23 protein-coding genes are annotated in these 25,291 nt (G+C 70.0%); 13 read left to right on the forward strand and 10 right to left on the reverse strand.

Annotated elements, in window-relative coordinates:
* Positions 1–45 precede the first annotated feature (45 nt).
* The gene (pyrF, locus tag ACS5PK_RS14810; protein ID WP_439441027.1) at positions 46–885 is read right to left on the reverse strand and encodes an orotidine-5'-phosphate decarboxylase; all 840 of its coding nucleotides are present in this window, start codon (positions 883–885) and stop codon (positions 46–48) included.
* A 109-nt stretch (positions 886–994) separates the two neighbouring features.
* Here pyrF and ACS5PK_RS14815 point away from each other — a divergent pair, with 109 nt between their 5' ends.
* The 12 genes from ACS5PK_RS14815 to ACS5PK_RS14870 all read left to right on the forward strand — a co-directional run bounded on the left by ACS5PK_RS14815 (position 995) and on the right by ACS5PK_RS14870 (position 12,691).
* Positions 995–1,921, forward strand: a complete 927-nt coding sequence (locus ACS5PK_RS14815; protein ID WP_439441028.1) for a GNAT family N-acetyltransferase — start codon at positions 995–997, stop codon at positions 1,919–1,921.
* A 45-nt stretch (positions 1,922–1,966) separates the two neighbouring features.
* On the forward strand, positions 1,967–2,113 hold the full coding sequence (locus ACS5PK_RS14820; RefSeq protein WP_439441029.1) for a hypothetical protein: 147 nt from the start codon (positions 1,967–1,969) through the stop codon (positions 2,111–2,113).
* A gap of 163 nt (positions 2,114–2,276) precedes the next feature.
* Positions 2,277–3,200, forward strand: coding sequence for a transporter substrate-binding domain-containing protein (locus ACS5PK_RS14825; RefSeq protein WP_439441030.1), 924 nt, complete (start codon positions 2,277–2,279; stop codon positions 3,198–3,200).
* Positions 3,201–3,238: 38 nt separating this feature from the next.
* Positions 3,239–4,153, forward strand: coding sequence for an amino acid ABC transporter substrate-binding protein (locus tag ACS5PK_RS14830; RefSeq protein WP_439441031.1), 915 nt, complete (start codon positions 3,239–3,241; stop codon positions 4,151–4,153).
* 63 nt (positions 4,154–4,216) lie between these two features.
* Positions 4,217–4,963: an amino acid ABC transporter permease gene (locus ACS5PK_RS14835; RefSeq protein WP_439441032.1), complete on the forward strand. Its 747-nt coding sequence runs from the start codon at positions 4,217–4,219 to the stop codon at positions 4,961–4,963.
* On the forward strand, positions 4,960–5,622 hold the full coding sequence (locus ACS5PK_RS14840) for an amino acid ABC transporter permease (RefSeq protein WP_439441033.1): 663 nt from the start codon (positions 4,960–4,962) through the stop codon (positions 5,620–5,622). Before ACS5PK_RS14835 ends, ACS5PK_RS14840 begins: the two co-directional genes overlap by 4 nt.
* Before the next feature lie 9 nt (positions 5,623–5,631).
* Positions 5,632–6,366 carry an amino acid ABC transporter ATP-binding protein gene (locus ACS5PK_RS14845; protein WP_439441034.1) on the forward strand — a complete coding sequence of 245 codons (735 nt, stop codon included), beginning with the start codon at positions 5,632–5,634 and terminating at the stop codon, positions 6,364–6,366.
* Positions 6,367–6,588: 222 nt separating this feature from the next.
* Positions 6,589–8,436 (forward strand): sensor histidine kinase, encoded by a 1,848-nt coding sequence (locus ACS5PK_RS14850; protein WP_439441035.1) that lies wholly within the window; start codon positions 6,589–6,591, stop codon positions 8,434–8,436.
* A 10-nt stretch (positions 8,437–8,446) separates the two neighbouring features.
* Positions 8,447–9,820: a sigma-54-dependent transcriptional regulator gene (locus ACS5PK_RS14855; protein WP_439441036.1), complete on the forward strand. Its 1,374-nt coding sequence runs from the start codon at positions 8,447–8,449 to the stop codon at positions 9,818–9,820.
* 64 nt (positions 9,821–9,884) lie between these two features.
* The gene (locus tag ACS5PK_RS14860; RefSeq protein ID WP_439441037.1) at positions 9,885–10,604 is read left to right on the forward strand and encodes a winged helix-turn-helix domain-containing protein; all 720 of its coding nucleotides are present in this window, start codon (positions 9,885–9,887) and stop codon (positions 10,602–10,604) included.
* Positions 10,594–11,955 carry an ATP-binding protein gene (locus tag ACS5PK_RS14865; RefSeq protein ID WP_439441038.1) on the forward strand — a complete coding sequence of 454 codons (1,362 nt, stop codon included), beginning with the start codon at positions 10,594–10,596 and terminating at the stop codon, positions 11,953–11,955. The genes ACS5PK_RS14860 and ACS5PK_RS14865 overlap by 11 nt, the downstream gene beginning before the upstream one ends.
* Before the next feature lie 43 nt (positions 11,956–11,998).
* Complete coding sequence (locus tag ACS5PK_RS14870) at positions 11,999–12,691, forward strand: YciI family protein (RefSeq protein WP_439441039.1); 693 nt, start codon at positions 11,999–12,001, stop codon at positions 12,689–12,691.
* 18 nt (positions 12,692–12,709) lie between these two features.
* Here ACS5PK_RS14870 and ACS5PK_RS14875 read toward each other — a convergent pair whose 3' ends face one another.
* The 9 genes from ACS5PK_RS14875 to ACS5PK_RS14915 all read right to left on the reverse strand — a co-directional run bounded on the left by ACS5PK_RS14875 (position 12,710) and on the right by ACS5PK_RS14915 (position 24,436).
* Entirely contained in the window at positions 12,710–13,663 is a 954-nt protein-coding gene (locus tag ACS5PK_RS14875; protein WP_439441040.1) for an AraC family transcriptional regulator, read from the reverse strand.
* A 154-nt stretch (positions 13,664–13,817) separates the two neighbouring features.
* Complete coding sequence (locus ACS5PK_RS14880; RefSeq protein WP_439441041.1) at positions 13,818–15,017, reverse strand: MFS transporter; 1,200 nt, start codon at positions 15,015–15,017, stop codon at positions 13,818–13,820.
* A 31-nt stretch (positions 15,018–15,048) separates the two neighbouring features.
* Positions 15,049–16,416 (reverse strand): adenylosuccinate lyase, encoded by a 1,368-nt coding sequence (gene purB, locus ACS5PK_RS14885; protein WP_439441042.1) that lies wholly within the window; start codon positions 16,414–16,416, stop codon positions 15,049–15,051.
* A gap of 127 nt (positions 16,417–16,543) precedes the next feature.
* Positions 16,544–18,358 carry a serine hydrolase domain-containing protein gene (locus ACS5PK_RS14890; protein WP_439441043.1) on the reverse strand — a complete coding sequence of 605 codons (1,815 nt, stop codon included), beginning with the start codon at positions 18,356–18,358 and terminating at the stop codon, positions 16,544–16,546.
* A gap of 220 nt (positions 18,359–18,578) precedes the next feature.
* A complete protein-coding gene (locus ACS5PK_RS14895) occupies positions 18,579–20,204 on the reverse strand; it encodes a hypothetical protein (protein ID WP_439441044.1) in 1,626 nt (541 codons plus the stop codon).
* Positions 20,205–20,521: 317 nt separating this feature from the next.
* Complete coding sequence (locus tag ACS5PK_RS14900; RefSeq protein ID WP_439441045.1) at positions 20,522–21,430, reverse strand: alpha/beta hydrolase; 909 nt, start codon at positions 21,428–21,430, stop codon at positions 20,522–20,524.
* A gap of 116 nt (positions 21,431–21,546) precedes the next feature.
* A complete protein-coding gene (locus ACS5PK_RS14905; protein ID WP_439441046.1) occupies positions 21,547–23,439 on the reverse strand; it encodes a M56 family metallopeptidase in 1,893 nt (630 codons plus the stop codon).
* Entirely contained in the window at positions 23,436–23,828 is a 393-nt protein-coding gene (locus ACS5PK_RS14910; protein WP_439441047.1) for a BlaI/MecI/CopY family transcriptional regulator, read from the reverse strand. The genes ACS5PK_RS14905 and ACS5PK_RS14910 overlap by 4 nt, the downstream gene beginning before the upstream one ends.
* 41 nt (positions 23,829–23,869) lie before the next feature.
* The gene (locus tag ACS5PK_RS14915) at positions 23,870–24,436 is read right to left on the reverse strand and encodes a GNAT family N-acetyltransferase (protein WP_439441048.1); all 567 of its coding nucleotides are present in this window, start codon (positions 24,434–24,436) and stop codon (positions 23,870–23,872) included.
* A 212-nt stretch (positions 24,437–24,648) separates the two neighbouring features.
* Here ACS5PK_RS14915 and ACS5PK_RS14920 point away from each other — a divergent pair, with 212 nt between their 5' ends.
* Positions 24,649–25,278 (forward strand): glutathione S-transferase family protein, encoded by a 630-nt coding sequence (locus ACS5PK_RS14920; protein ID WP_439441049.1) that lies wholly within the window; start codon positions 24,649–24,651, stop codon positions 25,276–25,278.
* The last annotated feature ends 13 nt before the right edge of the window (positions 25,279–25,291 follow it).

The following is a 25,291-nucleotide window of genomic DNA, read 5'->3' on the forward strand; positions in this document are numbered from 1 at the left end:
CCGGGCGAGCGAGAAGGAATGCGCAGGAGCTGGCACGGCGAAGGCTCAGCTGCGGGCGGCGTGGAGCTGCTCGCGTGTCGCCAGCGCCACGCGGCGGGCTGCGGCCGCGAAGTCCTCGCCGCTGCTGGCGTACAGCACCGCGCGGGAGGAATTCACGATGATGGGCGCGCTGCTGCCCTCGGCTGTGCCGCGCCAGCCCGCGCGCACCGTGGCCGCGGCATCCCCACCCTGGGCGCCCACGCCAGGGATCAGCAGGGGCAGGGTCGGAGCGATCTCGCGCACCCGGGCGATCTCCTCCGGGAACGTCGCGCCCACGACCAGACCCAACTGGCCGGTCTTGTTCCATTCGGTCTGGGCCAGCTGCGCCAGGTGCTCGTAGAGACGCGGCTGGCCGGGGATGTCGGCCAGGCGCTGGTTCTGCCAGTCGCTGCCGCCGGGGTTGGAGGTGCGGCACAGCAGGATCACGCCCTTGTCCGCGTAGCGCAGAAAGGGCTCGATGGTGTCAAAGCCCATGAAGGGCGAGAGGGTGACGGCGTCCGCCTGGTAGCGCACGAAGGCCTCGCGGGCGTACTGCTCGGCGGTGGAGCCGATGTCGCCGCGCTTGGCATCCAGGATCACCGGCACCTGGGGCGCCACGCGCTTGATGTGGGCCATCAGGCGCTCGAGCTGGTCCTCCGCGCGGTGGGCGGCGAAGTAGGCGATCTGCGGCTTGAAGGCGCTGACCAGGTCCTTGGTGGCGTCCACGATGGCGCTGCAGAAGTCGTAGATGCGGCCGGCATCGCCCTTCCAGGCCCCGGGGAACTTGGCCGGTTCCGGATCCAGGCCCACGCAGAGCATCGACTGGTTCAGGCGTTCGGCGGCGTGGAGTTGCTGGAGGAAGGTCATGGATCGCACCCTTGGGCGGGCTGGGCTGGTGGAGGTGCCGTATTGTCTCGCTTCTGGCCGGTTTTCTTGCCGTTTCCACACCGCCCCGACACCATCTGGAGACCCGACGATGCAGATTCTGGAGACCGAGCGCCTGCGCCTGCGCTGGTTCAATGACAGCGACGTGCCCTTCGTCCTGGGCCTGATCAACGAGCCGTCCTGGAAGGCCAATATCGCCGACCCGGGCGTGCGCACGCCCGAGCAGGCCCGCCAGTGGATGCAGGACCGCCTGCTCAACCGCTACTGGGCCCAGGGCCATGGCTTCTGGTGCATAGAGCGCAAGGACGACGGCGAACGCCTGGGCCTGGCCGGCCTGATCCACCGCGAGGGCCTGCCAGAACCGGACCTGGGCTATGGCCTGGCCGAGCGCCACTGGGGCCAGGGCTATGCCCGCGAGGCCGCCGCAGCCGCCCTGCGCTATGCCCATGAGGTGCTGGGCCTGCGCCATCTGCTGGCCACCACCGCCCCCCACAACGACAGTTCAGGCCGCGTGCTGATGGACATCGGCTTCCAGGACCTGGGCCTGCAGCAGACCGAGGCGCACGAGGGCCTGTCCCGTGTCTACGAATGGCGCGCAGCGGAGCCCGCGGGCGACGATGCACAGCAGCTCCGCACCCTGGTGCAGCGTTTCCTGGGTGCCTTCGACAACCGCGAGGGCCGCATCCCGCAGCTCGCCGCCCTGCCGCACTGGCTGATACCCGAGGCCCGCATCGTGGTGCGCCAGGGTGAAGCCCTGAGCAGCCTGGGCCTGCGCGAGTTCATCGAGCCCCGCACCGCGGCCTTTGCCAGCGGCACTCTGCAGGATTTCCACGAATGGATCGAGACCCTGCGCATCGAGCACGAAGGGGGCCTGGCCCAACTGCGCCTTCACTACGCCAAGGCCGGACGGCGCGAAGGCCTGGCCTTCGAGGGGCGTGGGCACAAGCTGTTGCAGTGCGTGAAGACCGCGCGGGGCTGGAAGATCGCGGCGGTGCTGTGGGAGGATGTGGAGGCCTAGCGCCGGATCAGCCGGCTGAACACCGGCAACGTCTTCAGCCTCAAGATGGTCTACACCGGCGGCTTCAAGGACTCGACCGGGCAGTACTGCTTCCAAGACCTGTTCCTGGACGGCAAGTCCCAGGTCGACGAGCCCCAGACCCTGGCCCTGGGCGACCTGGCGGTGGGGGCGGCGCGCCGCCGCCGTCGCTGATCGCACGGGATTCCGTCCCGCCCCGCCCCGCCCGGACGGTTTTCCGTTCAGGCCTCCAAAGGTTGGCGCCCGCCCTCCCCGTCAAATCAAGCACTTGCGGCATCCCAGGTCCTGAAACCCAAGGGATAACCCGAGCTGGCACGGCCCCTGCAAGAAGCGGGGCATGCTGCGCCGCCTGTCCGTCCCCGCCCTGCTGCTGAGCCTGCCCCTGCTGGCCGGCAGCGCCCTGGCCGCCGGCAAGGACGCCAGCCCCCTGCTCGCCCAGAGCGAGACCCTGCGCCGCATCGCCGCCACCGGCACCATCAACCTGGGCCACCGAGAGTCTTCGGTGCCCTTCTCCTACTACGACCAGCGCCGCCAGGTCGTGGGCTACTCGCAGGACCTGATGCTCAAGGTCGTCGAGGGCATCCGCCAGGAGCTCAGGCTGCCTGCGATCACCCAGCGCCTGGTGCCCGTCACCTCGCAGAACCGCATGTCCCTGGTGCAGAACGGCACCGTGGACCTGGAGTGCGGCTCCACCTCCAACACCCTGGCGCGGCAGAGGCAGGTGGCCTTCTCGGTCTCCATCTTCATCGTCAGCACCCGCATGCTGGTGCGCAAGGACTCCTCCCTGCAGGAATTCGCCGACCTCGCCGGCCGCCGCGCCGTGGTCACCGCCGGCACCACCTCGGAGCGCCTGCTGCGCGCCTGGAACGAGACCCACGGCGGGCGCATCCAGTTGCTCTCGGCCCGGGACCATGGCGAGGCCTTCCAGTCCCTGGAAACGGGCAAGGTCGACGCCCTCATGCTGGACGACGCGCTGCTGCTGGGCGAGCGCGCCAAGGCCAGCCAGCCCGAGGACTGGCGTCTCACCGGCACGCCCATGAGCTCGGAGGTCTACGGCTGCATGCTGCGCCGCGACGACGCCGGCTTCAAGACCCTGGTGGACCGCGAGCTGAGCCGCCTCATGCAAAGCGGCGAGGCGCTGAAGATCTACCAGCGCTGGTTCCAGCGCCCCATCCCGCCCAAGGGGCTGAACCTCAACTGGCCGCCGACCGAGGCCCTGCTGCAGCTGTACCGGCAGCCCTCGGACCGCGCCCTGCAATGAACCCTTCCCTTCCAACAAGTCAAGAGACAGGCATCCGCATGAAGACCTCCTTCCGCACCTCCGCCCTGGCCGCCCTGCTGGGCCTGGCCGCCCTCAGCGCCGCACCCGCCCGCGCCGAGGACACGCTCAAGAAGATCAAGGACAGCGCCACCATCACCCTGGGCGTGCGTGAGTCCAGCGGCGCGCTCTCCTACACCCTGGGCGACGGCAAGTACGTGGGCTATCACGTGGAGATCTGCCAGAAGGTGGCCGCCGCCGTGCAGAAGCAGCTGGGCCTGGCCAAGCTGGAGATCAAGTACCAGCCGGTGACCTCGCAGAACCGCATCCCCCTGGTGCAGAACGGCGCGGTGGACCTGGAGTGCGGCTCCACCACCAACAACCTGACCCGCCAGAAGGACGTGGCCTTCGCCGTGACCACCTTCGTCGAGGAAGTGCGCATCGCCGTCAAGGCCGGCTCGGGCATCGCCAACATCGGCCAGCTGGCCGGCAAGACCGTGGCCACCACCACCGGCACCACCTCGGTCCAGACCCTGCGCAAGCATGAGCGCGCCACGGGCGTGGACTTCCACGAGGTCTTCGGCAAGGACCACGCCGACAGCTTCCTGCTGCTGGAATCCGGCCGCGCCGACGCCTTCGTGATGGACGGCTCCCTGCTGGCCGGCCTGATCGCCAAGGCCAAGAACCCGGCTGACTTCAAGATCGTCGGCGAGGTGCTGTCCGTCGAGCCCATCGCGATCATGTTCCGCAAGGATGATCCCGCCTTCAAGAAGGCCGTGGACGACACCCTGGTGGCGATGATGAAATCCGGCGAGATCGCCAAGCTCTACGACAAGTGGCTGATGCAGCCCATCCCCCCGACCAACGCCCGCGTGGGCCTGCCCATGAGCGAGAACCTCAAGTCCGTGCTGGCCGCACCGAATGACAAGCCCATGGAAGCCTACGCCAAGAAGTAAGCAGACGCGGCCGCACCGGCCGCCCAGGGTCAGGCAAGACCTGACCCCGCAGAAAGGATCCCCATGACATTCGAATGGCAGGAACTCTGGTGCAAGGACACCGTCGAAGGGACGGTCGTCCAGGGCTGCTTCGGCGAGCCCGGCACCCAGACCTATCTGGACTGGCTGCTCTCGGCCTGGGGCTGGACCCTGGCTGTCTCGGCCATCGGCCTCCTGATCGCCCTGATGCTGGGCTCGCTGATGGGGGTGTTGCGCACCGGCCCGAACCGCAAGCTCGCCTTCCTGGGCGAGGCCTGGACGGAGCTGTTCCGCAACATCCCGCTGATCGTGCAGCTCTTCCTGTGGTTCTTCGTGATGCCGGAACTCGTGCCGGTGATGAAGACCATGCCCAGCTTCCTGATCGCGGCCATCGGCCTGGGCTTCTTCACCTCGGCGCGCATCTCCGAGCAGGTGCGGGCCGGCATCCAGAGCCTGCCGCGCGGCCAGAAGGCGGCCGGCCTGGCCCTGGGCCTGACCCTGCCCCAGACCTACCGCCACATCCTGCTGCCGGTGGCCTTCCGCATCATCGTGCCGCCGCTGACCAGCGAGGCCATGAGCATCGTCAAGAACAGCTCCGTGGCCTTCGCGCTGTCGGTGTTGGAGCTGACGCAGTTCGCGCGGCAGGTCGGTGAGGAAACCTCCCGCCCCACCGAGGTCTATGCCATGGTGACCCTGCTGTACTTCCTGTCCGCCTTTGCGGTCTACCTGGTCTCCGCGCTGATCGAGCGCTGGGTCCGGGTGCCAGGTCTTGCCGGAGCGGGCCACAAATGAATCTCGACTTCTCCTTCCTGACCGGCGAGTTCCTGCGCGCCTTCATCGCCAAGGGCTTCCTCTTCTCCATCCAGCTGACCCTGGTGGCCATGGTGGGCGGCATCCTGCTGGGCACGGTGCTGGCGCTGATGCGGCTGTCCAGCAACCCGCTGCTGAGCAAGCCCGCCGCGGCCTACGTGAACCTGCTGCGCTCCATCCCGCTGGTGATGGTGATCCTGTGGTTCTTCCTGCTGGTACCCCTGCTCACCGGCCCCATCAGCGCGGAGCTCTCGGCCTTCATCACCTTCACGCTCTTCGAGGCGGCCTACTACGCCGAGATCATGCGTGCCGGCGTGCAGAGCGTGCCCAAGGGCCAGACCCACGCCGCCTTCGCCCTGGGCATGAACTACCGCCAGGCCATGAGCCTCGTGGTCCTGCCCCAGGCCTTCCGCAACATGCTGCCGGTGCTGCTCACGCAGACCATCATCCTCTTCCAGGACACCTCGCTGGTCTACGCCATCGGCGCCTACGACCTGCTCAAGGGCTTCGAGGTGGCCGGCCGCAATTTCAACCGCCCGGTGGAGACCTATCTGCTGGCCGCGGGCCTCTATTTCGTGATCTGCTTCAGCCTGTCCATGCTTGTGCGCCGGCTGCAGCGTCGCATCCAAATCATCCGCTGAGGTGGCCCCATGATCGAGATCCAGAACGTTTCCAAGTGGTACGGCAGCTTCCAGGTGCTGACCGACTGCACGACCAGCATCCGCAAGGGCGAGGTCGTGGTGGTCTGCGGCCCCTCGGGCTCGGGCAAGTCCACCCTGATCAAGACCGTCAACGCCCTGGAGCCCTTCCAGAAGGGCGACATCGTGGTGGACGGCATCTCCCTGGCCAACCCCAAGACCGACCTGCCCAAGCTGCGCTCGCGCGTGGGCATGGTGTTCCAGCACTTCGAGCTGTTCCCGCACCTCTCGGTCACCGAGAACCTGACGCTGGCGCAGATCAAGGTGCTGGGCCGCAATGCCGACGACGCCAAGACGCGCGGCCTGAAGATGCTGGACCGCGTGGGCCTTTCCGCCCACAAGGACAAGTTCCCCGGCCAGCTCTCCGGCGGCCAGCAGCAGCGCGTGGCCATCGCCCGGGCCTTGTCCATGGACCCCATCGTGATGCTCTTCGACGAGCCCACCTCGGCCCTGGACCCCGAGATGGTCGGCGAGGTGCTGGACGTGATGGTGCAGCTGGCCAACGAGGGCATGACCATGATGTGCGTCACGCACGAGATGGGCTTCGCCAAGAAGGTCAGCCACCGCGTGATCTTCATGGACGCCGGCAGGATCGTCGAGGACTGCCGCAAGGAGGACTTCTTCGGCAAGCCCGAGGAGCGCTCGCCGCGTGCAAGGGACTTCCTCTCGAAAATTCTGAATCATTGACCCCCCCTACTCGCTTCGCGGTCGTGCCGACCACGCCGGGCCAGAGGCCCGCCCCTTCGGCAGGCACCAAGGGCATGCCCTTGGTGTCCGGCCTCAGCCCCCCAGGGGGGCGCATGCGACGGCCCGGCAGAGCCGGATCCGCGCACGCCGTGCCTGAGGGGCTGGCCACCTTCGGTGGCTCCGCCCCGTCCAAGCCAGAGTACTGAGCATGCTGGTGTTCGCTTGAAAAGAGGTCTGCGTATTCTGCTCGGCTCGCTGGCCGCGGCGCTGCTGGTCGGCGGCGCGGGCTGGCTGGCCTACACCGCCAGCCTGCGCCAAGGCACGGAAGTGCTGCGGCGCGAGTCCAACCACCAGCTGGAGCTCTTCGCCGCCGCGGCGGAGGGCGTGATCAAGCGGCAGGAGTCCATCCCTGCCACCCTGCAGCTGAGCCCCGAGGTGCTGGCCCTGCTGCGCGAGCCGCAGTCCGCCGCCCGCGCCGAGGCCGCCAGCCTCTACCTGCGCCGGCTCAATGCCCACCTGGGCAGCCTGGAGCTCTTCGTGCAGAACCAGCAGGGCCTGGTGCTGGCGTCCAGCGAGCCCGGGCTGCTGGGCGAGGACCTGTCCTTCCGCCCCTATTTCCTGGAGGCGCTGGCCGGCCGGGTGGGCCGGCACTTCGCCATCGGCACGCGGGACGGGCGACCGGGCTACTACGTCTCGCATCCCATCCACGACGGCGCCCGCGTGGTAGGCGTGGCGGCCATCAAGATCAAGCTGGACCCCATCAACGAGGCCTGGGCCACCCTGGGCTCGCCGGCCCTGCTGGCGGATTCCAACCAGGTCGTCATCCTCTCCTCCGAGCCCGCCTGGCGCTACACCAGCCTGGCCGAGCTGAGCGTGGACCAGCGCGTGGACCTGCAGCTCTCGCGCCTCTACGCCGCCCAGCCCCTGCCACGCTTCCCCCTGCAGGTGGACCTGCGGGTGGACGAGGACAGCCAGGTGGTCGAGGGCGTGCTGCCCAACGGCCTGGGCGCTGCCGCCTCCACGCCACGCCTGGCCAGCCGCGCCATGCTGGTGATGGGCCGCACGCTCAACGGCATGGACTGGCGGCTGATGATGTTCAGCGACCTGCGCCCCGTGCGCCAGCAAGCCAGCACCCATGGCCTGCTGGCCAGCCTGGTCCTGGGGGTGGTGCTGCTCAGCGCGATGATCCTGCAGCAGCGCCGCCGCATCCTGCGCCAGAAGCTGGAGGCCCATGCGGCCCTGGAAGAGCAGGTGGCGCGCCGCACACAGGCCCTGTCCGAGGCCAATGCCCAGCTGGCCCAGGAGGTCAACGAGCGTCAGCAGGCCGAGGCCACGCTGCGCCGCGCGCAAGACGAGCTGGTGCACGCCGGCAAGATGGCCGCCCTGGGCCAGTTGGCCACCGGCATCACCCATGAGCTGGCGCAGCCCCTGGGGGCCATACGCACCTTGGCTGGCAACGCGCTGGAGTTCATGCGGCGTGAGGACCTTCGCTCGGTGCAGGGCAATCTGGAGATCCTCACCCGGCTGGCGGACCAGATGGGCCAGATCATCCAGCCGCTCAAGGGCTTCGCCCGCAAGAGCCAGGCCCGCCCGCAGCGCTGCGACGTGGGCCAGGCCCTGGGCAACGCCCTCTTCCTGCATGACCAGCGCATCCGCCAGCAGCAGGTCAGCCTGGAGCGCCAGCTGGCGCCCGGCCAGGTCTTCGCCTTCTTCGACCCCAATCGCCTGGAGCAGGTGCTGCTGAACCTCATCGGCAATGCCCTGGACGCCGTGCAGGGTCAGGAGGAGGGCCTGATCCGGGTGCAGGCGACGCAGGCCGGGGGTCAGGTCTTGCTGCTGGTGCACGACAGCGGCCCCGGCCTGGGCGAGGAAGCGCTGCAGCGCCTTTTCGAGCCCTTCTTCACCACCAAGGAGCAGGGCGTGGGCCTGGGGCTGGGCCTGGCCATCTCGCGCGACATCGCCCGCGAAGGCGGCGGCGAGCTGGAGGCCCGCAACCACCCGCAAGGCGGCGCGGAATTCATCCTGCACCTGCCCGCCGCCGACGCGCCCGACAGCCCCGCCCAGGCCTGACAATGCCGTCATGAGCCTGCCGCCCCCCACCGAGCTGTCCGTCCTGCTGGTCGAGGACGATCTGCACATGCAGCTGGGCTGCGTCCAGGCCCTGCAGCTGGCGGGGCTGGCGGCGCGCGCCGTGGCCTCGGTCGAGGAGGCCCGGCCTCTGCTGCACAAGGGCTTTGCCGGCGTGGTCGTCACCGACATGCGCCTGCCCGGCGCCGACGGCCTGAGCCTGGTGCGCCAGTGCCAGGAGATGGACGCGGCCCTGCCCGTCATCATGATCACCGGCCATGGCGACGTGAGCCTGGCCGTGGAGGCCATGCGGGCCGGCGCCTATGACTTCATCCCCAAGCCCTTTTCGCCCGAGCACCTGGTCGAGGTGGTGCGCCGCGCGCTGGACAAGCGCCGCCTGACGCTGGAGGTCGCCCAGCTGCGCGAGGCCCTGGCCCGGCGCGACGGCGTGGCCGGCCAGCTGGTGGGGCGCTCACCGCAGATCGAGGCCGTGCGCCAGTTGGTGGCCCGCGTGGCGGAGTCGCGGGTGGACGTACTGATCCGCGGCGAGACCGGCACCGGCAAGGAGCTGGTGGCCCAGGCCCTGCACGAGCTCTCGGCGAGGCGCAGCGGCCCCTTCGTCGCCCTCAACTGCGGCGGCCTGCCCGAGACCCTGCTGGACAGCGAACTCTTCGGCCACGAGCCCGGCGCCTTCACCGGCGCGCAGAAGCGCCGCATCGGCAAGATCGAGCACGCCAGCGGCGGCACGCTGTTCCTGGACGAGGTCGAGAGCATGCCCATGGCCGCGCAGATCAAGCTGCTGCGCGTGCTGCAGGAGCGCCAGATCGAGCGCCTGGGTTCCAACCAGCCCCTGCCCGTGGACTGCCGCGTGGTGGCCGCCACCAAGGACGACCTGCTGGAGAAGTCCCGCCAGGGCGCTTTCCGCAGCGACCTCTACTACCGCCTCAATGTGGTGACCATCGACCTGCCGCCCTTGCGCGAGCGGCGCGAGGACATCCCCCTGCTGCTGGAGCACTTCCTGCTGCTGGCCGCCAGCCGCTACGGCCTGGCCGTGCCTACGGTCAGCGCCCTGCAGCTGCGCACCCTCACCGCCCACCACTGGCCCGGCAATGTGCGCGAGCTGCGCAACGTGGCCGACTGCCTGGTGCTGGGCGTGCGCAGCGACGTGCTGGGCGATGTGCCCGGAGACAGCAGCGCCCCCGCCCCCGCGCCCCAGGCCCTCTCGCTGGCCGAGACGGTGGAGGATTTCGAGAAGAGCCTCATCCGCGAGGCCCTGCAGCGCCACGGCGGCAACATCGCCCGCAGCGCCCAGGCCCTGCGCACGCCCAAGACCACGCTGGCGGACAAGATCCGCAAGTACGGGCTGAATGCGGGGGAGGGCGGCTGAGGTCCTCTTGCGAATCCCGGTATCTTTTGGCTCCGGACGCCCGCTTGCATACACTGCGCCAGCAATGAGCACCGCCCCCATGGACCCCGCCCGCATCCTCCTCGTTGAAGACGACGACCGCCTGGCCGCGCTGGTGGCCGAGGCCCTGCGCAAGGCCGGCTATGCCGTTGAATGCTGCAGCGACGGCGCCGAGGGCGAAGCCCGCTTGCGCGCCGAGCCCTTCGATGTCGTGCTGCTGGACGGCCATCTCCCCGGCAAGGACGGCTTCGACGTGCTGCGCGACGTGCGCCGTGACTTCAAGGGCCGCATCGTCATGCTGACCGCCCGCGACGACGACATCGACCAGGTCCTCGGCCTGGAAGGCGGGGCCGACGACTACATCACCAAGCCCGTCGCCCCGCGCGTGCTGCTGGCCCGGCTGAAGGCCCTGCTGCGCCGGGATGTGTCGGCGCCGCCGCTGGAAGCTTCCCCCGCCGAAGCAGGCGATGAGATGGACTTCGGCCCCGTCCAGATCCGCCCCGCCGCACGCGAGCTGCGCGTCAACGGCGAGGCCGTGGAGCTGACCACGGCCGAGTACGAGCTGCTGCTCTTCCTGGCCCGGCGCGCCGGGCAGGTGGTCTCGCGCGAAGACATCATGCAGGGCCTGCGCGGCCTGGAGTTCGACGGCCTGGACCGCGCCATCGACGCCCGCGTCTCGCGCCTGCGCCGCAAGCTGGGCGATGATGCGCATGCGCCGGAGCGCATCAAGACCGTTCGCGGCCAGGGCTATCTTTTTGTCCCCTGACGCCATGCCGCGCTGGCTGCGCCTGCCCCGTTTCAAGCCCTCGCCCCTGGCGCGCATCGCCCTGGGCCTGGGCCTGGCGGTGCTCACGCTGATGCTGCTGGCCCAGGGCCTGGTGGCGGTGGCCGTCGACCAGTTCACGGCGGACTACGTCAAGCGCTTCATGCGCGGCACGGTGGACGTGCTGGTCAACGAGCTGCGCCCCCTGGACCCCAAGGCCCGTGAAGCCCGCATCCGCCAGCTGGACCAGACCTTCGCCTACCCGGTGAGCCTGGTCCGCATGCAGGACCTCAGCGGTGCGCGCCAGGAGCAGCTGCTGCGCGGCGAGCTGGTGGTGGCCGGCCTCAACCGGCGCGTCTATGCCCGGCTGGACCCCAAGGGCGACGCCGTGCTGCAGCTGGGTCCGCTCAATGCCGACTGGGAGCCGGGCCAATCCTGGCAGCTGCCGCGCGAGCTGTGGCTGCAGCTCTTCTCCGCGCTGGCGCTGGCCGTGGCGGTGATGGGCCTGGCCTGGTGGCTCCTGCGCCCGGCCTGGCGAGACCTGCGCGAGCTGCAGGCCGCCGCCGACCAGATCAGCGCCGGCCATTTCGACACGCCCTTGCCGCGCCCGCGCAGCCGGCTTTTCGCGCCCCTGGCCCATGCCATCCGCTCCACCCTGCAGCGCCTGGCCAGCGCCCTGGCCAGCCAGCGCGAGCTGACCGGCGCGGTCTCGCACGAGCTGCGCACACCGCTGGCGCGCCTGCGCTTCGCCATCGACGCTCTCATTGACGAGGACGACGCCGCCCGGCGCGAGGCCCAGGTCCAGGCCTGCGAGCGCGACATCGAAGAACTGGAGGGCCTGATCGACGCCAGCCTCATGCTGGCCCGGCTGGACACCGGCGCCCTGAGCGCCAAGCCCGAGCCGGGAGATCTCACGGAGCTGCTCAACGCCGAGTCCGACAGCCTGCGCCCCCTGCTGGACGGCAAGAACCTCAGCCTGACCCTCAAGCTGCCCGACACCGCCCTGCCTTTCGACGCCCAGATCCTGCCCTATGCCCTGCGCAATGGCCTGCGTAACGCGGCCCGCCATGCCCGTTCCCGCATCTGCCTGCAGGCCTGGCTGGACCAGGAGCAGATCTGGCTGGCCATCGACGACGACGGCGAGGGCGTGCCCGAGGCCCTGCGCGAGCTGGTTTTCACGCCCTTCAAGCGCCTGGAGCGCCACCGCCGCTCACGCGGCTTCGGCCTGGGCCTGGCCATCGTGCGCCATGTGGCCGAGAGCCACGGCGGCGAGGCTCTGATGCAGCGTGCCCCCGAGCTCGGCGGCGCGCGCCTGCTGATCCGCTGGCCGCAGCAGACGCCTCCCGGGCGCTGAGGCCGCCGCTATGCTTCGGGCATCCCGCTCTCAGGAGTTCGCCATGCAAAGACGCTCTGTGCTGCAAGGGGCCGCCGGCCTCGCCGCCTCGATGGCCCTGCCCCGTGTCCATGCGGACGAGGCCCCCGCGCCCACGCCCGTGCCGGGCCGCGACTGGTTCGTCTTTCTGGAACGCGGCGTGCCTACCCCGCCGGACAAGGAGCGGGTGATGGCCATGCAGAAGGGTCACATCGAGAACTTCGGCCGCCTCTTCGCGGCGGGCAAGCTCTTCGCCGCCGGCCCCATGCGCGACCCCTCCCAGCACAAGCGCGGCATCGTGGTGGTGCGCGCCCCCGATCTGGACGCCCTGCACACCTACTTCACCGAGGACGAGTACGTGGCCCTGGGCCACATGACGCTCAATGCGCAGCCCTGCGAGGTGAAGAAGGCTCTGAACACCACGGGCCTGAACCTGAAGAAGATCGTCGAGAACCGCATCGTGATGCTGTCCGGCGCCGCGGCGCTGCGTCCCGAGGAACGCCTGCAGCTCGAAGCCGCGCTGCAGGCCCTGGTCGACGAGGGTACGCTGGGCGCCTGGTATGCGATGCAGGCCGGGCCCATCGACCACGTGCTCTTCCGCGCCGGCACTGACGAGGCCCCGCTGCAGGCCGCCCTGGCACGCCTGCCCGGCCGCACGGACGAGCGCCTGCAGGCGGCCGTCTGGGGACAGTGGTTCGCGGAAGGCGTGGTGCGCTGAGGCCCGGGGCAGGCGTCCTCAGGACCGCTGAATGGGGATGCACAGCTCGCAGGCAAATGCGCCGGTCTGCGGATCGGGGCGCGCCGCGGCTGACAGGCGCTCGAAGAAGGGCCGCATGTCCAGCTGGTGGCCGCTGCGCGGGAACCAGTCCGTCAGCAGCCATTGCCAGGCCTGCGCCAGCTCTGCACCCGTTCCCTGGAAGGCGGCCATCGCGTAACGCCCGCCCGGCAACTCCTGGACACTCACCGCACCGGGCGCCGCAAAGCCCGCGGGCAGCTCGACGCAGGCGTCGTAGCGGCATTTGCCCGGCGGGGTCAGCTGGGGATCGTCCCAGCCCACGCCATAGCAGCGGGCCGACTCCAGGCCCTGCGCCTGGATCCAGGGCCGCACGGTCTCGGCCCAGAACTGGCCGATCTGCGGGCCATAGGCCCCCAGGCGGCGGAAGTAGGCGACCCGGGTCGCCGGCACGGTAGTGACCGTCACCTTCATCATCACAAGCTCCTCGTTGAAAGAGCTCGCATGCTGCCCAGGGTCCGAAGCCGGCGCCTGATCCAGCTTGCGGTCCTGCAGGCGGCGCGCATCGCGCAGGGCTTCCCAGCGCTGCGGGGTGTCGCGCTGCCAGGCCGAGGGCGTCAGGCCGAAGTGGCGCTTGAAGGCCCGCGCGAAGGCTTCCGGCGATCCGAAGCCGACCTGCTGCGCGACCTCGGTGACGTTCAGGGCCGGGTACGAGGCCAGCGACAGGGCACCCACCTCCAGGCGCCGGCGCGTCACGTAGGCGGCGGCCGACTCCCCCAGCCAGGCGGCGAAGAGCCGATGGAAATGGAAGGGCGAGTAGTGCGCGACTTCCGCCAGCACGGCCAGGTCCAGGGGCGCCTCGAGGTGGCGGTCAATGTGGTCCAGCACCGCATTCATGCGGCGGTTCGGCGCGGCCGTCCCGGCCTCGGCGCTGGCCGCCATCCTGTTCAGATCCATGCGCCCGGCTTCCTGCGTGCCCGGCGGCTCTGTCGACTTGTCCCCATGTCCTCGTCCTACTTGTCCAGCGGCGACCATTTTCCGCGCCGGACAGGACCGGGCAGGGTGGCCGTGCGCGACCCGCGCCCAGGTCCGTACCTGGCGCGAGGACGGCTCAAGCCCGCGGCCGCAGCCTCAGCGCCGCCAGCGCCAGCAGGCTGCACAGCCCGCCCATCGCGAAGGTGCTGCCCGGTCCCTGCCCATCCCATAGCCAGCCGGCCATGCCGCCCGACACCAGCATGGCCAGGCCGCAGAAGAGGTTGAAGAAGCCATAGGCCGTGCCGCGCAACGTGGCCGGCGCGACCTCGGCCACCAGGGCCGCCAGCAGGCCCTGGCTCATGCCCATGTGCACGCCCCACAGGGCCACACCGGCCAGCACCCAGGCCCAGCCCTGGGCCACGCCCAGCAAGGCCTGGGAGGCCAGCAGCACAAGAAGACTCCAGGCCAGCAGACGCGTGGCAGGCAGGCGGTCGGCCAGCTTGCCGAAGGGGTAGGCACAGGCGGCGTAGACCAGGTTCATCGCCACCATCACCAGCGGCACCAGGGCCAGGGGAATGCCCTGCTGCTGGGCGCGCAGGACCAGGAAGGCCTCGCTGAAGCGCGCCAGGGTGAAGAGCGCGCCCAGGCCCGCCACCCACCAGAAGGCCGGCCCGAGCTGGGCCAGCTGCGCGCGGCTCAGGGGATTGGGGCGATGCGCGGCCGGCGGCAGCGCCGGCTCCCGCACGCCCACGGCCAGCAGCAGCACGCAGGCCACGGCCGGTACGCAGGCGACCCAGAACACGGCCCGGAAGTCACCCGCCCACAGCAGCATCAGCGCTGCCGCCAGCAGGGGGCCGAGGAAGGCGCCGACGGTGTCCAGCGACTGGCGCAGCCCAAAGGCCGCGCCGCGCAATTCAGGCGGCGCGATGTCGGCCACCAGGGCGTCGCGCGGGGCGCCGCGCAGGCCCTTGCCGATGCGGTCGCTGAGCCGTGCAGTGACCAGCAGGCCCGCGCCCGGTGCCAGCGCGAAGAGCGGCTTGCTGAGGGCGCCCAGGCCGTAGCCCAGCAGGGCCAGAGGCTTGCGACGGCCCCAGTGGTCGCTGAGCATGCCGGAGAAGATCTTGACGATGAGGGCCGTGGCCTCGGCCGCGCCCTCGATCAGGCCCACGGCGGTGGCGCTCATCCCCAGGCTGCCCATCATGAACAGGGGCAGCAGGCTGTGGATCATCTCCGAGGAGATGTCCATCAGCAGGCTGACAAAGCCCAGCACCCAGACGGCGCCCGGGATGCGGCGCAGGGTGGCGAAGCGGGTGGCGCCGTCGGCGGGGCGGCTCATGAAGTGGTCTTCAGGGCGGCCCCGGGTCCGTTCAGATGCGGCGGGCCAGGGACTCGGCCGTGCCGGTGTAGCCGCCCGGCGTCAGTTCCAGCAGGCGGGCCTTCTCGGCCTCGGGCAGCTCCAGGCCGCGGATGAAGTCCTGGATGGACTCGCGGGTGATGGCCTTGCCGCGGGTCAGCTCCTTCAGGCGCTCGTAGGGGTTGGGCAGGGCGTAGCGGCGCATCACGGTCTGGATGGGCTCGGCCAGCACTTCCCAGGCGGCGTCCAGGTCAGCGGCCAGGGCGGCCTCGTTGACCTCCAGCTTGTCCAGACCCTTGAGCAGGGAGTCGTAGCCCAGCAGCGCGTAGCCCAGGCCCACGCCCATATTGCGCAGCACGGTCGAATCGGTCAGGTCACGCTGCCAGCGGCTGATGGGCAGCTTCTGGCTGAGGTGGGTCAGCATGGCATTGGCCAGGCCGAAATTGCCCTCGGCATTCTCGAAGTCGATGGGGTTGACCTTGTGCGGCATGGTCGAGGACCCGATCTCGCCGGCCTTGGTGCGCTGCTTGAAGTAGCCCAGGCTCACGTAGCCCCAGACATCGCGCGACCAGTCGATCAGGATGGTGTTGGCGCGGGTCACGGCATCAAACAGCTCGGCCATGTAGTCGTGCGGCTCGATCTGGATGGTGTAGGGGTTGAAGGTCAGGCCCAGCTGCTGCTCGATCACGCGCTGGCTGAAGGCTTCCCAGTCGAAGGCGGGCCAGGCGCTGAGGTGGGCGTTGTAGTTGCCCACGGCGCCGTTCATCTTGGCCAGCAGCTTGACGTCGGCGATGCGGGCACGGGCATTGCGCAGGCGGGACACGACGTTGGCGATCTCCTTGCCCACGGTGGTGGGGCTGGCGGTCTGGCCGTGGGTGCGCGAGAGCATGGGCACGGCGGCCAGGGTGTGGGCCATGCTGCTGAGCTTCTCGATGATGCGGTCCAGCGTCGGCAGGATCACGTCCTGGCGGGCGGCCTTGAGCATCAGGCCGTGGCTGGTGTTGTTGATGTCCTCGCTGGTGCAGGCGAAGTGCACGAACTCGCCGGCGGCCTTCAGCTCGGCATGGCCCTCGAAGCGGGACTTGATCCAGTACTCCACGGCCTTGACGTCGTGGTTGGTGGTCTTCTCGATGTCCTTGATGGCCTGGGCATCGGCCTCGCCGAAGTTCGTCACCAGGGCGCGCAGCAGCTCGCGGGCGGCGGTGGACAGGGGCTTGAACTCATCGAAGCCGGCATCCGACAAGGCGATGAACCACTCGACCTCGACCTGCACGCGGCGGTGCATCAGGCCGAACTCGGACAGCAGCGGGCGCAGGCTGCCCATGCGCGAGGCATAGCGGCCGTCCAGGGGAGACAGGGCGGTGAGGGCGGAGAGGTTCATGGCGGGAGCCGGCGGCGAAGCCGGGCGATGTCAGGAAGAGCGAGGGCAAACCCGGGGGATTTTAGCGGTGCGCCCGCCAGCCCGTCCGTGGGATCCATCGCAGCCGGGAAAGACCGGCCGGCCCCCCCTACAAGCGCCCGTTCCACAAGGGCAGCTGCAACTGCCAGCTCAGCAGCAGCTGGGCCACCAGGCTCAGCAGCAGGGCAGACTGGTGCAGCCGGCGCGGCCAGGGCGAGGCATGCCAGTGCCTGACGACCAGCCAGCTCACAGCAGGCAGCGCGGCCATCTGCAGCCATGCCAGGACCTGGGCGGCGCGAACCGCGGTCAGGCCCGGCTCGCCCATCACGGCCGCAAAGCCGCCGGCACTGTCCAGCACCAGCCAGGCCGGGCCCAGCAGAGGCAGCAAGAGCAACAGCGCCAGGGCGCGCAGCGTCCACCGGCCCGGCCAATGCTGCGGCCGCCGGGGGCCCAGCATCTGCCGCCTGACTGCGCTGGCCACGGGCCATGCCAGCAGCGACAGCGCGGCCAGCACCACGCTGAGACCGCCCAGACCCAGCAGCCAGTAGGGCCGTTGCGCCCAGCCTGCCGGCAACCAGATGGAGACCCCGTGATGCATGCCTACGGCCTGCCGCCCATCCGCCAGGGTCTGCGTGTAGAGGCGGCGACGCGGCTCTTCCTCGGCTTCCCAGACCCCCTCGCCGACGCGGACGAAGTGCAGCAGTCGACCGTCCCGTCCCTTGAAGTGGCTGCTGAAGAGCCGCCCGCGCTCATCCGCATTCAGATGCAGGGCGCCCGCCAGGGCAAAGCCGTAGAAGGGATGGGTCTCGCCACGACGGCTGTCGAGGTACCAGCCAGCGAGGCGCTCGGCGGCCCCGGCCTGGGGCTTCGGTGCCGCGGCCCGGGTGCTGCCCACGTAGCGTGCCAGGAGCCGGGCGAAGAGGTCGCTACGCATCACCTGCTGCCCGCTGCTGTTCTGCGCAATGAAAACGCCCAGGCCCCGCTCAGGCATCAGGTAGAGCCCGGCATGGAACCATTGCGTGTCCCCGCTGTGGCCAACCACGCGAACGGGCCAGCCGCCGTCCTCATAGAAGCCCAGGCCGACGAAGGGCGCCTCGGGCCGCAGGCGCTGCTGGGGCGACAGCATCTGCTGCAGGGACTGCGGCTGCAGCAGGGGCGCACCACCCCCCAGCACGGCCTGCATGAAGCGCGCCATGTCGGTCGCGGTGGCCGAGAGAGCGCCGGCTGGCGCGAGGTTGATGATCTCGAACGCCTGGGCCCGGCCCCTGGCGTCCTCGAAGCCCGCGGACATCTGCGCCGCCAGGGCCGGCGGCAGGGGCTGGGCAAAGCTGCTGTGCGCCATGCCCAGCGGCTGCAGCACGCGCTGCTGCACGTACTGATCGAAGGGCAGGCCACTGACACGCTGCACGACATAGCCCGCCAGCGTCACGCCGTAGTTGGAATAGGCCGCTACCTGACCAGCCGGATAGATGCGCGCCGGCATGGTGCGCACGAGAAGCTCGCGCAGCGCTGTCGGTTGCGGCGCAAGCGACCAGGCCTCCCGATAGCTTTCCTCGAAGCCAGCCGTGTGAGAAGCCAGCTGGCGCAGGGTGATGGCCGGACTGCTGCCATCGGCGCCGCGGGGGCCGGGCGGCAAGGGGAAATCCAGGTAGCGCTGCACATCGGCGTCCAGGTCCAGCTGCCCCTGCTCCACCAGCTGCATCACCGACACCCAGGTGAAGACCTTGGAGATGGAGCCCACGCGGAACAGGGTCTGGTCCGGCCTCACGGGCTGGCGGCGCTCGGCGTCAGCGAAGCCGTAGCCCCGGGCGCTCAGCAGGCGGCCGTCCTTGACGACAGCCACCACCGCGCCGGCAATGCCGCTGCGCTGCAGCTCGCGGGGAAGGTAGCCGTCCAGAAAAGTGTCCAGGTCGGCGGCGTTCAAATCCCGGACCAGTTCCACTGCGGGAGCCTGCGCGGCCGGCATCTGGGCCTGGCCCCATGAGCAAGCCAGCCCAAGCAACAGGCCCCCCAGCACGCATCGCATCACACGCATCGTCTCTCCACCGGACTGCAGGCCTTCCGCGGCCGACTGGGGGGCATGCTAGCCAGCGGCCCCCTCAGGTCCAGCAACATGCGACGGACGGTCGCAAACTCGACATGGGCTACAGCCGCCCTTCCTTCCACAGGATGATCAGCTCGATAGGCCAGTACTCGAAGGGCAGCATCATCGCCACCGGCGTGGCCGGGTGGGTCAGCACGGGGAAGAGCCCGCAGCGCAGCATGCCGGTGGGCACATGCTTGCGGTACACCATGAAAACGCCCGCACGCACCGGCCGGCTGGAGAGCACCGGGGGCAGGTCGAGCCCCAGGACCCGCTCCTTCTCGCCCGTGACCAGCGCAGCCAGCCGCGCCAGCTCGGGATCGGCCGGCGTCGTGTCCTTCAGCGCAAAGAGGGCCTGGCCGACCTGGCGCAGCTCCTGCGGGTGTGCATCGAAATGGCGGTCCGTCGAATGCACCAGCAGGGCGGGCAGGTCCTCGATCCCCGGCTGGAAGAGCTGGCCATTGGCCTGCACCAGGGCTCCCCACACGATGTGGCCCTCGGTGAGCAGCAGACGCTGCTGGGCCACGACCTCGTTCAGCCCGTCCGAAGGCCCCATCCACTCTGGCCCGGGCGCCAGCACCGAGGCCAGGCTCAGATCGCTCATGCGCTGCTGGCGCAGCTCGAAGCTGGCGCGCAGCTTGTCGAGCAGGGGCGCCAGTTCGGCATCGCCGGCAGCCGTGGGCGCAGCGGCGACGGCCGTGGGCGCCGGGCCTTCCCGGTGCCCATCCCAGCTCTCCCCCTCGGGCCATTGCACGCTGTAGACACCGCGCCACAGGGCGCCTTGCAACAAGGTCAGTGTCTCGGTCGGCTGATTGGCCCCCTGCATGACGGGCTGCAGGATGACAAGCGGCCGGCTCGCCGTCGCTGGCCGATAGGGAAAGGCCAGCTTGATGGCAAGCGGTGACTCGCCATAGGTTTGCAGAACCACCATCACGGCATCCTGACGCCCGTCCGGGCCCTCCAGCCAGCCGTCGTAGGACAAGACCTGCCATTGCGCGCCGTCGGGATTCGTGTCGAGCCGGTCGGCGCCCTGCTGGAGCGAGTCCTCCAGGCTCTCTGAGATGCCGGGCATCCCCAAGCCGACGAAGGTGCGCGGCTGGGCTGAACTCAGCAGGGTCGGCAACACCGAGCCGCCGCAGGCCATGATCATCTGCCAGGCCGCCAGCACACCCAGCGCGTGCATGCCGTCCCACCAGTGCGTCGGGCCGGCGCGCTCGATACGCGCGACCGAACGCGCCAGGTAGTCCGCCGCCGGCATCGGCGAGTCCTCGCCCATCAGGCGCGACTCGACCCAGCCCAGGGGAAAGAAGACCAGGTCCTGGTCCGGCGCCCGCGCGAAGAAGCGGGCGAAAGGTTCGTCCGGCAGGGCCTGGCCATCCGCCAGCACCTGCGGCGCCGCCTCACGCGGGAACCACTCGATGAAGGCTCCCGTGCGGCGGCGTGCCTGCTCGATCAGGTAGAAGGCAATCAGCGCGCAGAAGTTGCGGCCGGGCTCGCTCTCGAAGAGCTGCTCGCGCGAGGGCTTGACGCGCCGGAGGATGGCATCCATGAGGTGGTCCAGCCGGGCCAGGCTGTCCTGGGAATGGTCCAGGCGGGACTGCTGCAGGGCCGTGGGGAAGAGCCAGCCGCCCGGGGGCATCTCGCCACGGGCATAGGCGTCGAGGAATCGTTGGGCGGTGTCGTTCATGCCAGCGTTTGGAGGAGTCGTCGGAAGCGTCGTGGCGCAGCCCCGCTGCGGCCGGGCGGGAGTGTCGCCGAGCCTGGGGCCGCGGCGCCCCACCTCCTTCGGGGGAGGATGTGGTCCGGAGCCATCTCGTCCTGCAGCCGCCGCAGGGCCACGACCACCGCCATCTGCTGCCGAGCCATGGTGCTGCCCTCCGCGGGTCCGGCCTGTGCACTCAAGCCGAGCCGTCGGCGTATCTGCTCAAGCGTCTGCCCATCACCTGGCACGACGGTCCGCCATGCGCTGACCAGGCCAGTCACCAGTCGCTGCGCTGAACGCCCTCAGCGCTGCGGCAGGGCCCAACGCAGGCCGCGCACCATGGCGCTGGGGAAAACTGAGAGATGGTCCTCGTCAGGAATGATCCGGGCCTGTACCTGCACGCCGGGCATCTGCCTGAGCAGGCGCTCGAAACGGCGCACATTGCCGACGATGTCGCCATCGGCCTCCTGGCCCGGCCGCGGGCGGCGGCCGGGCGCCGTCTGCTCCTTCGCGCCTGCGAGCAGCAGCACTTGCGCATGGAGGGGCTGCCGCTTCGCCGCGAGCTGCTCGGCCTCGCGCAACACCCGCTCCTGGTCATACCAGAGCGAGGGGCTGCTGAGGATGTAGCGCTGGAAGAGGCCGGGGTGATGCAGCAGCACGTGGGCGCCAAGCAGGCTGCCGTAGGAATGCCCCGCGAAATAGCGCCGTGACATATCGGCCTGCGGCACGTGCGCCGCCAGATAGGGCAGCACCTCCTCGCGGATGAAGCGCACATAGGCCTCGGCCTGGCCGTAGCGGGGGCTGCTGTCCTCGGCGGAAGAGGCGCGCTGGCTGGGCGTGTAGTCGCGGTTGCGGCTCACCGTGGGGCTGTCGCCCAGGGCATAGGACAGGCCCACCAGCACCATCTGCCGGGACTGCGGCCCCTCGTGCGACAGCCGCCGGCTCATGGCATGGATGAGGGGAAAGGCCACCGGCGCATCGGTGACGAAGAGCAGGGGCAGGCGCGCACCGGCCTCGCTCTCGGGCGGGAGGCCGATGTAGAGCTCGTAGTCCCGCTGCAGCAGCCGGGAATGCAGGCGGTGGACCTCGGTGCGGTCGAGCGCATAGGGCGCAGGCACGGGCTGAGCTGCCGGCTGGGCGAGCGCAGCGCCAGGCGCTCCCCAGGGCAGCAGGCCCCCCAGCACGAACAGGAGATGGATCAGGCGGGACATGGGCCTCCAGGGCAGGGTATGCAAGGCATGCGGCAGCCCGGGCCGGTCATGCCGGCCCGTCTGCACGGGAAGGGAGTGGAGGCAGCGGGCCGCTGGATGGCCCGCTGCCTGGGGGCTCAGCGCCCCAGCGAGCGGCGGATGGCGGCGGCGTCCTTGAGGCGCTGGGCCGAGCCGTCGGCGTCCAGCAGCACGACGGTGACAGCCTTGCCGGCTTCCTTCATGCGCATGGTCAGGCAGCGGCCGGCCTCCTCGGTGTAGCCGGTCTTGGACAGCAGGATGTCCCAGCCCTTGCGCCCCACCAGGCGGTTGGTGTTGTGGAACTCGCGGGCCTGACCATTCACAGGAACCTTGGCCTTCGAAGCGCTGGTGATGGCGTTGATCTCGCCGTAGCGGCTGGCGGCGGCGGCGATGCGTGCCATCTCGCTGGCGGTAGAGACGTTCTCGGGCGACAGGCCGGTGGGCTCCTGGATCACCGTGTGCTGCAGGCCCAGGCCCTGCAGCTTGCGGCGCACCGCCTGGCGGAAGGCCTCCAGGCCGCCCGGATAGGCCCGCGCCAAGGCCGAGGCCGCGCGGTTCTCGGAGGAGAGCAGGGCCAGCTTCAGCGCCGCATCGCGCGGCAGGCGGGTCCCGACCTTGAGATGGGAGGCGCTGTGCTTGAGGCGGTCCACGTCCTCGTCGGCGATGCGCAGCTGCTCCTGCGGATCCTGGCGCGCGTCCAGCACAACCATGGCCGTCACCAGCTTGGTGAGCGAGGCGATGGGCACGGGCTCATCGGCATTCTTGGCCATCAGCACCCGGCCGCTGCCCTCCTCGATCACCACGGCATGACGGGCGTTGACGGGCAGGTGCCAAGCAGCGGTGCTGGGCCTTGCCGGCACAGCCTGGACGGCCATGGGCTGGGAGGCCGCCTGGGTGGCGGACTGCAGGACGGCTTCTGGCGCTGAAGCCTCACTGGCGGCCGCTGCGGGTGCGGCCGCCGAGGCCGCCGGCTGAGGCGCGGCGGCGAGCACGGCGTCGGCCTCTGTGCGTGCGTTGACTCTGGCCTGCGCCTGGGCCAGCAGGCCGCCCAGGGCCAGCACCAGGGCGGGCAAGGCCAGCTTCCAGGCCGGCAACAGGCGCTCGCCCGGCTGCAGCAGGCTACGCACACGCCGCAGCAGCAGACCACCGCTCGGACCGCGAGCCGCCTGCACCAGAGGCATGGCAGGCGGCTGCCATTCGCTCAGATGCTGCAGGGCACGGGCCAGGTCGCGCGGCTGGGCCAGGGCCTGGGCCGCCAGGGCATCGGCCACCTGCTCGCGTTCGGCCCGCATGCGCTCGGACAGCCACCAGACCACCGGGTGGAAGAAGAGCAGGGCTTCGGCCAGGCTCTGCAGGAGGTTGATGCCGTAGTCCCAGCGGCGCACATGCGCCAGCTCGTGGGCCAGCAAGGCCTCCACCAGCGGCGGGGGCATCTGGCTGAGCAGGCTGCAGGGCAGGATCACCAGCGGACGCCACAGGCCCAGGGCCACCGGGCCGCTGACGCGCTCTGACAGCAGCAGCTGCACCGGACGCTGCAGGCCCAGGCGCCGGGCCAATGACTCCAGGCGGGCCTGCCAGGCGGCCGGCGCCGGCCTGGCCTCGCGGCGCAGGCCGCGCACCCACCACAGCCCGCCCCCCAGACGCAGGCTCATCAGCGCCACGCCCAGACCCCAGGCCAGGACGACCTGGGGCATCAGCTCGGTCAGGGCCTGCATCCACAACAGCTCGCTGCTGAACTCCAGGGCCTGCTCCAGCTCGCCGGGCGCAGCCATCCAGGCCTGCAGACAAGCGCCCAGGGGCAGGGCCAGGCACCACAGCAGGCCCAGGCCGCAGACGAGGTAGCGGTGCCGCGCGGGCGCCTGGGCCAGCAGGCGCAAGGCCAGCGCGATGAGAACGCCGATCAGCGCGCCCTGCCACACGAAATTCAGCAAGGCCCAGCCCAGGGCAGGCAGCCAGGGCAGGGTGTCCAGCAGATCCAGGATCTCGCTCATTCCTCGCCTCCTTGCAGCAGGCGGCGGATCTCTTCACGCTCCTTGCGACTCACATGGCCCTTGAGCGCGGCCATCACCAGGGCCTTGCCGGAACCGGCGAAGGCCTTGGCGATGAGGTCCTTCAGCAGACGGGTCTGCAGGGTCTGCTGCGCCTGCGCGGCGGCGTACTGATGCGGCCGGCAGGATTCATCCCGCTCGACCAGGCCCTTGGCATGCATCAGCTGCAGCTGGCGCAGCACCGTGGCGTAGCTGGCTTCGGGACGCTCGGCGAGCAGGGCTTCGTGCACCTGGCGGGCATCGGCCGCGCCGAGGCGCCACAGCACGCGCAGCAGGTCCAGCTCGGCAGGGGTCGGCTTGGGCGCTGAAAGAGGGGGGGACGCTGTCTTCATGTCGCCAGCATAGATTTTCTAGAACAAAATGTCTAGAACATTTATTCTGAACAGACCGCCTTGGCCAGGCGCCAGTCTTCGCGCGTCATGCCGTAGAACTCGCCATCCAGGTATTCCCCGCCTGAGAACACGACGCCACGCATCAGGCCTTCGCAATGGAAGCCGGCCTTCTGCGCGACGCGTGCCGAAGCGATGTTGTCGGGCGACAGGCTGCAGCACAGCCGGTGGATGGGCAGGCTGCGGAAGAGGTAGTCCACCAGCGCCCTCGCTGCGGCGGCGCCATAGCCCTGGCGGCGGTCCGCCGGGTCGTAGACCGACCAGCCGATCTCGCGGGCGGTCGAATAGCGATGCGCCAGGAAGTGCACCACATCGCCCACCACGCGGCCCTGGGCGTTGATCACCATCAGGCGCTCCATGTCCTCGCCTGAGAAGCCGTTGTCGCGGAAGCGCTGCCACAGCGTGGCCGGCGAGGTCACGCGGCCTGGCGCGAAGGGGCCGCGCCAGGCCGGATCGGTCACCGCCCGGATCAGCAGGGGCATGTCCTCCTCGCGCACATGGCGCAGGGAGATCGCGGGCGTGGCAGACAGGGCGGCAGGAGCAGGAGTCATGGAGCAGCGGGATGCACCGGCGTGCACCCCTCAGGAGAGGTGATGGGGCGCGCAAGAGTGTCACGGGGCAGGCAGGCGCTGGCAAGCCGTGCTTTCCTGCCCGTCAGCAATCCCCCATGCGAGGCCTGGATTGCGCCCCGGGTGTCAGCCTGAGCGCAGGGCTCTGCCCCTAGAATCCGGCCGAAACGAGGACAAGCGTCCCCTGCCCACACATGAAACTCATCGGTTCACTTACCAGCCCCTACGTCCGCAAGGTCCGCATCGTGATGGCGGAGAAGAAGCTCGACTACCAGTTCGTGCTGGAAGACGTCTGGGCCTCCGATGCCATCATGAAGATGAACCCGCTGGGCAAGGTCCCCTGCCTGGTCATGGAAGGCCAGGACTCGATCAGCGGTGCGGTCTTCGACTCGCGCGTGATCGTTGAATACGTGGACACGCTGTCGCCGGTGGGCAAGCTGATCCCCGAGCGGGGCCGCGAGCGCACCGAGGTGCGCACCTGGGAAGCGCTGGCAGACGGCCTGCTGGACGCCGCCATCCTGGCGCGCCTGGAGCAGACCTGGTCGGGCCGCAGCGAGGCTCAGCGCAGCGCCGCCTGGGTGGATCGCCAGCTGGACAAGATGCAGGCCGCGCTGAAGGCCATGAGCCTGGGCCTGGGCGAAAAGCCCTGGTGCTCAGGCAATCACTTCAGCCTGGCCGACATCGCCACCGGCTGCGCCCTGGCCTATCTGGATTTCCGCTTCCCCGCCATCGCCTGGCGCGAGGAATACCCCAATCTGGCCCGCCACCTGGCCAAGCTGGCCACGCGCCAGAGTTTCGTCGACACCGCCCCGCCGGCAGCCTGAGCTGCGCTCTGCA

This window comes from Roseateles sp. DB2, assembly GCF_051857535.1.
GTDB lineage: Bacteria > Pseudomonadota > Gammaproteobacteria > Burkholderiales > Burkholderiaceae_C > Roseateles_B.